The sequence below is a fragment of the Streptomyces sp. NPDC058086 genome, assembly GCF_042885015.1.
Taxonomy (GTDB): Bacteria; Actinomycetota; Actinomycetes; order Streptomycetales; family Streptomycetaceae; genus Streptomyces.
The window spans coordinates 22,584-35,266 of record NZ_JBHVST010000025.1 but is presented as its reverse complement, the minus strand read 5'-3'; the positions used below and the strand labels follow the sequence as shown (position 1 = coordinate 35,266).

Annotated in this window: 10 protein-coding genes; 3 read left to right on the top strand and 7 right to left on the bottom strand. The window is 71.1% G+C overall.

The window, feature by feature from the left end; all coding sequences use genetic code 11:
• Nucleotides 1-624: 624 nt before the first annotated feature.
• Nucleotides 625-1,317, bottom strand: coding sequence for a metal-dependent transcriptional regulator (locus ACFVWD_RS21060; RefSeq protein WP_054235646.1), 693 nt, complete (start codon nucleotides 1,315-1,317; stop codon nucleotides 625-627).
• 275 nt (nucleotides 1,318-1,592) lie between these two features.
• On the opposite strand from ACFVWD_RS21060, the gene ACFVWD_RS21055 reads away from it, so the two are divergent.
• Nucleotides 1,593-2,348, top strand: a complete 756-nt coding sequence (locus ACFVWD_RS21055; RefSeq protein WP_389597969.1) for an SIS domain-containing protein — start codon at nucleotides 1,593-1,595, stop codon at nucleotides 2,346-2,348.
• A gap of 113 nt (nucleotides 2,349-2,461) precedes the next feature.
• Here the strand turns inward: ACFVWD_RS21055 and ACFVWD_RS21050 are convergent, their stop codons facing one another.
• Nucleotides 2,462-3,847, bottom strand: a complete 1,386-nt coding sequence (locus tag ACFVWD_RS21050; protein ID WP_389597967.1) for a PAS domain-containing protein — start codon at nucleotides 3,845-3,847, stop codon at nucleotides 2,462-2,464.
• A gap of 1,305 nt (nucleotides 3,848-5,152) precedes the next feature.
• Between ACFVWD_RS21050 and ACFVWD_RS21045 the strand changes: the two genes are divergently transcribed.
• Nucleotides 5,153-6,208 carry an isopenicillin N synthase family dioxygenase gene (locus tag ACFVWD_RS21045; protein WP_389597965.1) on the top strand — a complete coding sequence of 352 codons (1,056 nt, stop codon included), beginning with the start codon at nucleotides 5,153-5,155 and terminating at the stop codon, nucleotides 6,206-6,208.
• Nucleotides 6,209-6,269: 61 nt separating this feature from the next.
• Here the strand turns inward: ACFVWD_RS21045 and ACFVWD_RS21040 are convergent, their stop codons facing one another.
• Nucleotides 6,270-7,370 (bottom strand): citrate synthase 2, encoded by a 1,101-nt coding sequence (locus ACFVWD_RS21040; protein ID WP_389597963.1) that lies wholly within the window; start codon nucleotides 7,368-7,370, stop codon nucleotides 6,270-6,272.
• A 436-nt stretch (nucleotides 7,371-7,806) separates the two neighbouring features.
• On the opposite strand from ACFVWD_RS21040, the gene pdxH reads away from it, so the two are divergent.
• Nucleotides 7,807-8,445, top strand: a complete 639-nt coding sequence (gene pdxH / locus ACFVWD_RS21035) for a pyridoxamine 5'-phosphate oxidase (protein ID WP_389598071.1) — start codon at nucleotides 7,807-7,809, stop codon at nucleotides 8,443-8,445.
• Nucleotides 8,446-8,457: 12 nt separating this feature from the next.
• Here pdxH and ACFVWD_RS21030 read toward each other — a convergent pair whose 3' ends face one another.
• The 4 genes from ACFVWD_RS21030 to ACFVWD_RS21015 form a co-directional block, all read right to left on the bottom strand.
• On the bottom strand, nucleotides 8,458-9,060 hold the full coding sequence (locus tag ACFVWD_RS21030; protein ID WP_075027416.1) for a TetR/AcrR family transcriptional regulator: 603 nt from the start codon (nucleotides 9,058-9,060) through the stop codon (nucleotides 8,458-8,460).
• Nucleotides 9,061-9,149: 89 nt separating this feature from the next.
• Complete coding sequence (locus ACFVWD_RS21025) at nucleotides 9,150-9,893, bottom strand: enoyl-CoA hydratase family protein (protein WP_389597961.1); 744 nt, start codon at nucleotides 9,891-9,893, stop codon at nucleotides 9,150-9,152.
• Complete coding sequence (locus tag ACFVWD_RS21020; protein WP_389597960.1) at nucleotides 9,890-11,497, bottom strand: 4-coumarate--CoA ligase family protein; 1,608 nt, start codon at nucleotides 11,495-11,497, stop codon at nucleotides 9,890-9,892. Before ACFVWD_RS21020 ends, ACFVWD_RS21025 begins: the two co-directional genes overlap by 4 nt.
• A gap of 33 nt (nucleotides 11,498-11,530) precedes the next feature.
• Complete coding sequence (locus tag ACFVWD_RS21015; protein WP_389597959.1) at nucleotides 11,531-12,664, bottom strand: acyl-CoA dehydrogenase family protein; 1,134 nt, start codon at nucleotides 12,662-12,664, stop codon at nucleotides 11,531-11,533.
• Nucleotides 12,665-12,683 lie beyond the last annotated feature (19 nt).

The following is a 12,683-nucleotide window of genomic DNA, read 5'->3' as shown; positions in this document are numbered from 1 at the left end:
GAGGACAGGCCCCGGCGCCGTAAGGCGCCGGGGCCCTCTCCACATCTACGGCACATTCTCCCCGCCCCCTCCCCAACCGTGCGACATCCCTCTTGGACACGGTCAAGAGCCCTCAGGTCATATGCCTCACGGGCCAGCCTCGCACGCAAACGGTCCGGGCGCTGCGATTCCGCACACTGAATCTTGGTTTCGGCCATGTAGCGAAAACATCACAACTACCCCTGTCGTCACGGGAGTTGACATGACCGAGGTGAGTCGACGGAGGTGCGGGAAGGGGGTGGAGTGTTGGGTCATCGCAGGCGGACGACACGCTCCACGGCGAGCGACCTGCGCCATGGCGCCCACGCCCGCGCCCGGCGCGTCGAACGGAGTGCCGGGTCGTCCCCGACGCGCGGTACGCAGTCCGGAGCGCCACCGGCCCACGACGAGCGAGCCGGGTCGCCACGAATCCACGACAGGCAAGCCAGGCCGCCACCGGCCCACGACGGTCGGCGGGCGCCCGGAGGTCGACCCGGGGTTCGGCGGATGCCGGACCCCGTGGCCCACCCCCGGGAGCTGCCCCTCGCGGGCTCAGGGCCGGGAAGCCCGCACCCGGGGTGCGAGGCCTCCCGCGATCACCGGATGTCAGCGCTTGGCGACGAACACGTGGGACGCGACGTCCGACTCCAGCTCCGCCGCCTCACCACCGCTGCCGACGAGCACGCCGCCCGCCGACTCCGTCACGCTCACCACGGAGCCGGGCTGCACACCCGCGCGCCGCAGCGTGTACATCAGCTGCGCGTCCGTCTGAATGGGCTCGCCGATCCGGCGTACGACGACGGTCTTGCCGTCCAGGCCGGGGTCGAGCTCGGCCAGCGACACCATGCTCTCGTCCAGGAACGGGTCGGCGCCGTCCTTCTCACCGAGCTCCTCCAGTCCGGGGATCGGGTTGCCGTACGGCGACTCGGTCGGGTGGCGCAGCAGCTCCAGCACGCGCCGCTCCACCGCCTCGCTCATCACGTGCTCCCAGCGACACGCCTCGGCGTGCACCTGCTCCCACTCCAGACCGATCACGTCGACGAGCAGGCACTCCGCGAGGCGGTGCTTGCGCATCACGCGAGTGGCGAGGCGACGGCCCTCCTCGGTGAGCTCCAGGTGCCGGTCGGTGGCGACCGCCACCAGACCGTCGCGCTCCATACGCGCCACCGTCTGGCTGACCGTCGGCCCGCTCTGGTCGAGCCGCTCCGCGATCCGGGCGCGCATGGGGACCACGCCTTCCTCCTCCAGCTCGAGGATGGTGCGGAGATACATCTCCGTGGTGTCGATCAGTCCGGACATACGTGCCCCTTGATTAGCTCTGCCGAAGGCTCGGTGGCTCACCGGCGTGTGCGCTGGCCCTGAACTCAATTCTGACGCATACCACTGACAAGCGTGCCTCGCCGTTGAAACCACGGAGTTACGGGTACCCCTGCGGACGCCCCACGGGGTGCCTCCGCGGACACCTCCGCAGGCCGTATTGACAGCGCGCTGGTCCAGACCGCAACGTGATCCGCGGCACAAAGCGTGACCCAGCGCCCACCCGACGCCGACGAGACTTATAAGGGGCTTCGCCGATGAGCGACCGCAAGCTGGCCGGGCAGTTCTTCGACGCGGCGATCGGCCTGCTCCAGCAGGTGCGGGACGAGGACGCGGGAGACATCGAGGCGGCCGGCGCCCTGATCGCCGACACCGTCGCGGGCGGCGGACGGCTCTTCGCCTTCGGCGCCGGGCACTCCTCGCTCGCCGCGCAGGACGTCGTCTACCGCGCGGGCGGTCTGGCCCTGATGAACCTGCTCGCCGTGCCGGGCGTGGTCGGTGTCGACGTCATGCCGGCGACGCTGGGCTCGGCCCTGGAGCGGGTCGACGGCCTCGCGAGCGCGGTCCTGGACTCCAGCCCGGTCCGCGCCGGCGACGTACTCGTGATCATCTCCCTGTCCGGCCGCAACGCGCTCCCGGTCGAGATGGCCATGAAAGCGCGGACCCTGGGCATGAAGGTCATCGGCGTCACCTCGGTCGCCTACGCCTCGGAGACGCAGTCCCGGCACGTCTCGGGGACGTACCTGAAGGACCACTGCGACATCGTCCTCGACTCGAAGATCGCGGTCGGGGACGCGGAACTGACCCTGGAGACGATCGAGGCGCCCTTCGCTCCCGCCTCCACGGTGGTCACGACGGCCCTCCTCCAGGCCGTCATGGCCACGGCCGCGGGCGCGCTGGCCGACCGGGGCATCGAGCCGCCCCTGCTCCGCTCGGGCAACGTCGACGGCGGCCACGAGTGGAACAGCCGGGTGATGACGGAGTACGGCGACCGGATCTTCTACCGCCGCTGAGCCGAGCGAGATCTTTCACCGCCGCTGGACCGAGCGAGATCTTTCACCGCCGCTGAGCCGAGCAAGATCTTTCACCGTCATTGGGCCGACCGGGTGGGAAGCGCGTGGCGGTGCTACGTCCGTCCCGCCAGCCCCTCCAGATCCAGCGCCATGGCGATGCGTACCGCCACGTCCTCCGCATACATCGCGTCCGTGCGCTCGAACTGGCTGCGCCCCGCACCCCGCAGAAACGTCACGACGCCCAGCGTGCGCCCCCGGCTGCGCAGGACCGCGCACAGGGCGTGCACCGAGTCCGGCGGCCACTGGCGGGCCGTGGCCCACTCCCGCATCCGCTCGGGGGTGATCTCACCGGAGCTGGCCCGCACGGACCCGGCCCGCTCCACGCACTGGAGCGCGGGATGCCCCTCGGCGTACCGCACGGGCAGTCCGGCCTTCCCGGTGAGCAGGCTGGGCCCGGGCGCCCCGGCGGGCGTGGTGACGGCGCGTACCAGCCGTACGGGCCCCTCGTCGTCCCCCGTCGGCCACCCGCTCGCGACCCGGTCGATCAGCGCGTGGTCGGCGAACCCGGCGAGCGCGAAGTCGAGGTGGACGGTGGCGGCCTCCCCGGGGTCCTCGCACTCGGCCGCCGCCCGTGCGGCCCGGTGCAGCTGGTTGGCCCTGAACCGCAGCAGGGCCGCCTCCTGCTCGGTGTGCTTGGCCTCGGTCACATCCTGGAAGAGCCACCCGACCCCGAGCGGAACCGGTTCTTCCGTGAGCGGCGAGGCGAGCCGCAGGAACCCGCTGCGCCAGCACCGCCGCTTCTCGCCCTCGGTCGAGCGCACGCTCACCCACATCTCGGCGGGCGCGGGCGGCGCACCCTCGGCGAGCACGTGCGTGAGCGCGCTCTCCAGTTCCTCGACCCCTTGGGAGAGCAGCTCCCCCAGCGGCCGTCCGAGCACCGCCGTACGCCCGATCCCCAGGGCTCGGGCCGCGTGCGCGTTGACGACGGCGGGCCGCAGGTCCGCGTCGACCAGGACCACACCCCAGCTGGCGTCCTCGAACAACGCCTCGCTCAGGGCGATGGACCGCTCTAGATCGATCTGCGCGTGCACCTCGCTGAAGGCGCAGTACACCCCGGCGGGCTTCCCGTCGGCTCCGCGCACGGCGGCGGACTGGGTCCGTACGAGCACGCGCCCGCCGTCCTTGGTCAGCAGCGCGAACTCGTGCACCTGGCGCCCAGGTGCCTCCATGACGGACAGCAGCCGTGCCTCGACCTCCTCGGCGTCCGCGGTCCGCACGGCCCACCCGGCGAACCCGCGCCGCCCCACGGCCTCGGCCGCGGTCCAGCCGAGAATCCGCTCGGCCTCGCGGTTCCAATGAGTGACGACCCCATCGGCGTCGAACGCGCACAGCGCCGCGTCCATCCCGTCCAACAGCGCGGCAAGCAGATCGGAACCAGCCGGCTCGGGCTCGTCCGGCCCCAGCTCGTCGGTGGTCCCACTACGCCGGGAAGCACTCACCTGGACCCCCTGCAGGCTGCGTCCGCACGTACGGCGAGACAGTTCGCTCACTCGCCTTCATTCAACTCGAACGTGACCCAGCCCACATCGTGTTCCCCAAAGATTGGACGAAATCGTTGTACGCAGGGATTCCGCCCCCTCAGCCCCAGAAATCGCACCACTGGACACACCCGCCCAGCGCCCGACTCCCTCCGGTCGCCTCAACTCGCCGCCCTGCGCACCCGAGCTGGAGATCATGAAGTGGCCGTCCCATACGCCTGCCTAGCAGCCGCTCCGGCCACCCGTTCGACGATTCACCTCAATTCGCACAAACGGATGCCTTCATGCGGTCTGCGCCACAGGCAGATCCACGATCACTAGCGTCTCGTTCCAGGTGGTTCGGCAGGTCAGCCGCTCCCACCCATGGTTGACCAGCCCCAGTCGTCACCGTGAATCGAGGTGAGTTCGACGACTACGTTCCATACAGGTGAGGAGACCCACCCTGCCGTGCTTCCTCAGCGGCAGGCTCTGGAACCTGCGGCAGCAGACAACCCCGGGAGCAGGGACGAAACGGGCCGCAGGGGCGCCACTTCGCTGGACGGCGCAGCCGGTATGGGACATGGGCGAGGGGAGACCGTATGCATGTCACCAGCACGCGTACGGCGACACCCCGACGCGGCTGCTTCAGTTGCCGCGGAGGGAGTGCACCTCTCTGTCCGCGCCAACGGGTGCCACAGCATTCCCGTCCCAGGCGGCCACGCGGGCACCAGCCACAAGAACCTGCGCCTGCTCCAGCGGGCTGACGGATACGCGTACGGCACCAGGTTCGAAAAACCGGTTGAGCCGCGTTCGATCGGTTCCTAGGGTGGGCTGCACGCCGAAAGGAGGTGATCGGGTACATGTATGAAACCCGGACCAGCGAGGTGGCTGCGGGCTAGCGGCCCGTCACCACATCCAGTGCGGTGCCGGACCAGCGCTTGAAGTGAGCGCGCAGCCGGCCCCAATCCCAAGCAGTCACCCGACCCGCGAGCTCGCCGGTATGTCCGGCCGGCTCCTCCGCCGCGAGGCGGGGGAACCCGAGCTCGCGGGTCGTCTGCGTTTCGCAGGGCATGTGAGGTGGGGCACATGCGTTTCGCGGGGTCCGCAGTACTCTTGGGCCATGCTTCCGATGCTCGTTCGACGCCGGCACGTGGACTTCGTGCGCGTCACAAGCATGGGCTGTCAGGCTTCTTCCTGACCTCGGCCCCCTCTTCCCCTTGGCACCCGTGGCCCCCGCCCCACCCCTGGCGGCCGCCCGGGCACCCGTACACCCTGCGGACGCACCTCATGACGACGAACACGTCTTCTGCTCAGTACCAGCGGAGCCGGCAGCACCGGCCGTACCAGCAGCTTCCGATCATCGATCTCTCCGCGGCCGACCGCGGCCCCCAGGCCCGTGCCCTGCTGCACGCGCAGTTGCACAGCGCCGCCCACGACGTGGGCTTCTTCCAGCTCGTCGGGCACGGGGTGACCGAGGGCGAGACCGCCGCCCTGCTCGACGCCATGCACCGGTTCTTCGCGCTGCCCGAGGCCGAGCGGCTCGCCCTCGACAACGTCAACTCGCCGCATTTCCGCGGGTACACGCGCACCGGCGACGAGCGCACGGGCGGCAGCCGGGACTGGCGGGACCAGCTCGACATAGGGGCCGAGCGGCCCGCGCGCAGGCCCGGTCCGGGCGAGCCCGCCTACTGGTGGCTGGAGGGGCCCAACCAGTGGCCGGCCGCGCTGCCGGAGCTGCGGACCGCCGCGCTGGCGTGGATCGACCGGCTCAGCTCGGTCGCGGCCCGCCTGCTGCGCGAGCTGCTCACCGCGATCGGGGCGCCCGCCGACTTCTACGAGCCGGTCTTCGGCGAGCGGGCCCATCCGCATCTGAAGCTCGTACGGTATCCGGGCAGCGCGGGCGACGGCGCCGACCAGGGCGTGGGCGCGCACAAGGACTACGGATTCCTGACGCTGCTGCTCCAGGACCAGGTCGGCGGCCTTCAGGTGCAGCGCGAGGACGGCCTCTTCCACGAGGTGCCGCCGCTGCCGGGAGCGTTCGTGGTCAACCTGGGCGAGCTGCTGGAAGTGGCCACCAACGGGTACCTCGTCGCCACCAACCACCGGGTCGTCAGTCCGCCCGGGGCCACCGAGCGGTTCTCCGTGCCCTTCTTCTACAACCCGCGCCTGGACGCGCGCGTGGAGCCGCTGCCCTTCCCGCACGCCTCCGCCGCACCCGGCGTCACCGACGACCCGGCGAACCCTCTGTTCGCGGAGTACGGCTTCAACGAGCTGAAGGGCAAGCTGCGGGCCCACCCACTGGTCGCCACCCGTCATCACGCGGAGCTGCTCACCCCCGCGTGATGACCGGCAGACCCGGTGAGTGGGCTCAGAGGGCTCAATGCACTGAGCGCACTCAGTGCGCTCAGTGCGCGATGTCCTCGTAGCCCTTGATCTCCTGGGGGCTGCGCGGACCGGGGCCCATATAGCGCGCGGACGGCCGTACGAGCCGTCCCGTGCGCTTCTGCTCCAGGATGTGCGCCGACCAGCCTGCCGTACGGGCGCAGGTGAACATCGATGTGAACATGTGCGCCGGGACCTCGGCGAAGTCGAGCATGATCGCGGCCCAGAACTCGACGTTCGTCGCCAGGACGCGGTCCGGGCGGCGCGCGTGGAGCTCCTCCAGGGCCGCCTTCTCCAGCGCCTCGGCGATCTCGAAGCGGGGGGCGCCGAGCTCGCGGGCGGTACGGCGCAGGACACGGGCGCGCGGGTCCTCGGCGCGGTAGACGCGGTGGCCGAAGCCCATCAGGCGTTCGCCCTTGTCGAGGGCCTTCTTGACGTAGGCCTCCGCGTCGCCCGTGCGCTCGATCTCCTCGATCATGCCGAGGACGCGGGAGGGCGCGCCGCCGTGCAGCGGCCCGGACATGGCCCCGACGGCGCCGGAGAGGGCGGCGGCGACATCCGCGCCCGTCGACGCGATGACGCGGGCGGTGAAGGTGGACGCGTTCATGCCGTGCTCGGCGGCGGACGTCCAGTAGGCGTCCACGGCCGCGACGTGCTTGGGATCGGGCTCGCCACGCCAGCGGATCATGAAGCGTTCGACGACGGAGTGCGCCTTGTCGATCTCGCTCTGCGGAACCATGGGCCGGCCCTGGCCGCGGGCGGACTGGGCGACGTAGGAGAGGGCCATGACGGCGGCGCGGGCGAGATCCTCGCGGGCCTTGGCCTCGTCGATGTCGAGGAGGGGTTTGAGGCCCCAGACGGGGGCGAGCATGGCGAGCGCGGACTGGACGTCGACGCGGATGTCGCCGGAGTGGACGGGGATCGGGAACGGCTCGGCCGGCGGCAGTCCGGGGTTGAAGGCGCCGTCTACGAGGAGGCCCCACACGTTTCCGAAGGAGACGTGGCCGACCAGATCCTCGATGTCGACGCCCCGGTACCGGAGTGCGCCGCCCTCCTTGTCCGGTTCGGCGATCTCCGTCTCGAACGCGACGACTCCTTCGAGTCCGGGTACGAAGTCGGACATCAGGCGGCTCCTCGTGATGTGTACGACGGGGGGTTCATGGGGGGGTGATGGTGGGTGTGTCGGCGGAGGCGGGTCTTGCGGTCGGAAGGGGAAACCGTGCGTCGGTGATGGGTGGTCGACGTCCGGCTCCACGGTCGGCTCGTGGACTCGCGGTCCGGTACGTCTTCCCGGTGATGCCCCGTGCGGCCGGCGGTCATCCCACCGCAAGCGTGGCAGCACCATATCCCCGAGTGCCACCTTTGGGGAGGCCCTGCGGCACTCAGTGCCACCCACTGTCACTCGATGCCGTACCGGGATACGGCAAGATGACCGCGTGACCGACCGCGACCGCCTCCCGGATGAATCCGCCGACGAGCCCCTCGTTCTGCGCGCTGCGGAAGCCGCCGCCGCAGAGGCCACGGGCGACGCCGAAGAACTCGCCGCCGACCCCGCCGCGATGCGGGCCCACTACCGCGCCGAGGGGCTCGTCGAGGCCGATCTCGCCGCCCATCCCATGGACCAGTTCGCCCGCTGGTTCAAGCAGGCCGCCCAGGCCTCCGTGCAGGGCATGGTGTACGAGCCGAACGCGATGATCGTCTCCACGGCGGACGCGGAGGGCCGGCCCAGCTCACGCACGGTGCTGCTCAAGCAGTACGACGAGCAGGGCTTCGTCTTCTACACCAACTACGACTCCCGCAAGGCCCGCGAGCTGTCCGAGAACCCGTACGTCTCGCTGCTCTTCCCCTGGCACCCGATGGCCCGCCAGGTCATCGTCACCGGAACGGCGCGGCGCACCGGACGCGACGAGACCGCCGCGTACTTCCGCACCCGCCCGCACGGCTCCCAGCTCGGCGCGTGGGCCAGCCCCCAGTCCTCGGTCATCTCCTCCCGGGACGAGCTCGACGCCGCCTACGAGGAGTTGAGCGCCCGCTACCCGGAGGGTGAGCAGGTCCCCGTGCCCCCGCACTGGGGCGGCTTCCGCATCGCCCCCCGGACGGTCGAGTTCTGGCAGGGCCGCGAGAACCGCCTCCACGACCGGCTGCTGTACGTGGCGGAGCCGGACGGCAGCTGGCGGGCGGAGCGCCTCGGTCCGTGACGTCGGCGGGGCTCAGCCCAGCGCCTCGTCCAGCAGTACGCCCCACTGCGCCACCACCCGTTCCCGTCGCCCCCCGTCGTTCGTGAGGAGGTTGGCGAGGCCGAGGCCGCGGGACATGTCCAGGAGTCCCTGGACCGTTTCGCGTACGCCGGGGCGGGATTCGTCGGCGGCGAGCAGTTCCACGGCGATCCGGTGGGTCTCGCGGCCCACGCGGGCCTCCAGCTCGGTGACCCTCGGGCGGAGCTGCTCCTCGTTGGAGGCGGCGACCCAGAGGTGGAGGGCGGCGCGGAAGAGGGGGCCGGTGTAGAGGTCGACCAGGGCCGCGACCACCTCGCGGCGGTCGGCGGCACCCTCCGGGAACAGGGCGCGCAGAGCGGTGGAACGCTCCTCGGCGACGTACTCCACCGCCGCGGTGAACAGGTCCTCGCGGGTGCGGAAGTGGTGCTGGGCGGCCCCCCGGGACACTCCCGCGCGCTCGGCGACGACGGAGACCGTGGAGCCCGCCCAGCCGTGCTCGGCGAGACAGGCCACGGCGGCCGCGAGCAGCCGCTGCCGGGTGGCGCGGCTGCGGTCCTGCTTGGGAACGTGCGGAAGCCGGGGACTGCGGGGGGCGATTTCGGCAGGCTCTGTCGCGTCCGTGGTCGCGTCCGTGGCGTCCGTGGTCGCGTCCGTGGGCTCCACGCGCTCCGCGGCTTCCGTCGTGCTCACACCACCCATGCGGGATCCCGTCGTTCGAGGAAGGCCGTCATCCCCTCGCGGGCCTGCGCGGAGGAGAACAGTTCGGCCGAGAGCGCGGTCAGGGCGCCCGCGTCCCGGTCGAAGGCCTCCAGCACCCTAGCCGTGAGCAGCCGTTTCGTCTCGGCCAGGCCTTGGGGGGAGGCGCGGCGCAGGCCGTCCAGGACGGGTTCCAGGGTGACGTCGACGTCGTCGCCGGTCGCCGTCAGGAGTCCCGTCCGTACCGCCTCCGCCGCGTCGAAACGTTCGCCCGTGAGGTAGTAGCGGGCAAGGGCGCGGGGGTCCGTCCGGGGCAGCAGGGGAAGGGAGATCACGGCGGGCGCGACGCCGATGCGTACCTCTGTGAAGGCGAACGTGGCCTCCTTGGAGGCGATCGCCAGATCGCAGGCTCCGAGGAGTCCCAGTCCGCCCGCCCGCACATGGCCCGTCACCCGGGCCACCACGGGCTTGTGCAGCTCGACGATCTGCCGCAGCAGGGCGACGAGCGCGTCCGGGTGCGGGGGGTCGCGCAGGTCGGCGCCCGCGCAGAACGTGTTCCCCGTGTGGGCGAGGACTACGGCGCGGACGTCACGGTCCTTGCCGCACCGGGTGAGCCCGTCCGCGAGCTCCCCCACGAGAGCGGCGGAGAGGGCGTTGCGGTTGGCGGGCGAGTCGAGGGTGAGCGTGGTGACGGCGCGGTCGTGCGCCACGCGGACAACCGGTTCAACGGTCATGACAGGCCTCGCAGTTCCCGGCGCAGGATCTTTCCGGAGGCCGCACGTGGGACGGCGTCGATGAAGGTGACGCCGCGGACCCTCTTGTACGGGGCGACGCGCTCGGCGACGTACATCATCACCTCGCCTTCGGAGAGGCCGGTGACGTCGGAGAGGTCCGCCGCCGGACCGGCCGGGCCGGCCCCGGACGGCTGGCGCACCACAAAGGCGTGCGGGACTTCGTTGTTGTCCTCGTTGTAGACCCCGATGACCGCGGCGTCCGCGATGCCGGGGTGGGTGAGGAGCAGGGCCTCCAGTTCGGCGGGCGCGACCTGGAAGCCCTTGTACTTGATGAGCTCCTTGACGCGGTCGACCACGAACAGCCAGCCCTCGGTGTCCACGTGACCGACGTCTCCGGTGTGCAGCCAGCCGCCCGGGTCGATCATCGCGGCGGTGGCGTCGGGCTGCCCCAGATAGCCCTTCATGACCTGGGGACCGCGGATGACGATCTCGCCCGCCTCCCCGACGCCCAGGTCCTTGTCGGGGTCGTCGAGGGAGACGATGCGCATCTCCGTGCCCGGGACGAGCCTGCCGACCGTTCCCGGGGGCGCGTCCTGGGCGGCGTCCACGGGGACCAGGTGCGTGCAGGGAGACAGTTCCGTCATCCCGTAGCCCTGGCCGATGGGCGGCAGTCCGAGCCGCTCGGCGCAGGCCAGCGCGAGCTTGGCGTCCAGGGGCGCGGCGGAGGAGACGATGTACTTCAGGGACGACAGGTCGTACCGCGCGACGGCCGGGTGCTTGGCCAGGGCCAGCACGATCGGCGGCGCCACGAAGAGGCCGCTGATGCGGTGCTTCTCGATGGCCGCGAGGAAGGTGTCGAGGTCGAAGCGGGGCAGTACGACGACGGTGGCGCCCTGCCTGAGGGGCGCGTTCATCAGGGCCGTCAGCCCGTAGATGTGGAAGAAGGGCAGCACCGCGAGGATGCGCTCGCCCTCGCCCATCGGCAAGAAGGGCACCAGCTGTGCCAGATTGGTGGCGATGGACCGGTGGGTGAGCATCACCCCCTTGGGTATGCCGGTCGTCCCGGAGGAGTACGGCAGGGCCGCGACGTCCGTCACCGGGTCGATGTCGATCTCCGGTTCGGGCGCGGTCGAGCCGAGCAGATCGATCAGTGAGCGATGCCCCGGAGCGCTGTCGCAGACGAAGATCTCCCGCACCCCACCGGCGAGCTCGGCGGCCTGCCGCGCCGCCTCCAGGAGGGGCGACACGGTCACGATCCAGTTCGCGGCGCTGTCCCGCAGCTGCTTGGCGAACTCCTCGGGTGTGGCGAGCGGGTGCACGGTCGTGACCGACGCCCCCGCGCGCGTGGCAGCGTAGAACGCCGTCGGGAAGGCGATGGTGTTCGGGCTGTGCAGGGCGAGGACGTCGCCCTTGCGGACGCCCGCGTCGGCGAACGCGGCGGCAAGCCCGCGGTGGAACCGGTCCAGTTGCCCGTAGGTGAGCGTGGTGCCGTCGACTCCGTCGATCAGCGCGGGCGTGTCGCCGCGCTCGGCGGCGCGGCCGAGGACCGCCTCGTGAATGGGTTCCTCTACGGCCGGTACTTCGGCGTACTCGCTGCGGAACACGGTTCCTCCTGGAGCGGCTCGTGGAGCGGCGGGCTAGTACGACTTGGGCAGGCCCAGGGTCTGGTGGGAGACGTAGTTGAGAATCATCTCCCGGCTCACCGGAGCAATACGAGCCACGCGCGAGGCCGTTATCAACGAGGCGAGGCCGAATTCTCGGGTGAGGCCGTTGCCGCCGAGGGTGTGCACGGACTGGTCGACGGCCCTCACACAGGCCTCGCCCGCCGCGTACTTGGCCATGTTGGCGGCCTCACCTGCGGCGACGTCGTCCCCGGAGTCGTACAGGTACGCCGCCTTCTGCATCATCAGGCGGGCGAGTTCGAGGTCGATGTGGGCCTGTGCGAGGGGGTGGGCGATGGCCTGATGGGCGCCGATGGGTGCCTTCCAGACGGTGCGCTCGCGGGCGTACTCGACAGCCCTGGAGAGCGCGTAGCGGCCCATGCCGATCGCGAAAGCGGCCGTCATCACGCGCTCGGGGTTGAGTCCCGCGAAGAGCTGCAGCAGGCCCGCGTCCTCGTCTCCGACGAGCGCGTCGGCGGGCAGCCGCACGTCGTCGAGGGTCAGCTCGAACTGCTTCTCCGCGCTCTGGAGTTCCATGTCGATCCGGCGCCGCCCGAAGCCGTCGGCGTCGCGCGGGACGATGAACAGGCAGGGCTTGAGGCGGCCCGTCCGCGCGTCCTCCGTGCGCCCCACGATGAGGGTGGCGTCCGCGATGTCGACGCCGGAGATGAACACCTTGCGGCCGCTGAGGAGCCAGTCGGCGCCGTCTCGGCGGGCGGTGGTGGTGATGCGGTGCGAGTTGGAACCCGCGTCGGGTTCGGTGATGCCGAAGGCCATGGTGCGGGTGCCGTCGGCCAGGGCCGGAAGCCACTCCTGCTTCTGAACGTCCGTGCCGAAGCGGGCGATCACCGTGCCGCAGATCGCCGGCGACACGACCATCATGAGGAGGGGGCAGCCCGCGGCGCCGAGTTCTTCCAGGACGATGGAGAGTTCGGCTATGCCGCCGCCCCCGCCACCGTATGCCTCCGGCAGGTTGACGCCGAGGTAGCCGAGCTTGGCGGCCTCGGACCAGAGGGTGTTGATGTCGTAGTCGCGGCCGTGGCGTTTGCCTAGGGCGGCCACGGCGGATCGGAGGGCCTTGTGTTCTTCGGTTTCTGTGGCGGGGCTCATGGGGGCTCCTGGGGCCGTC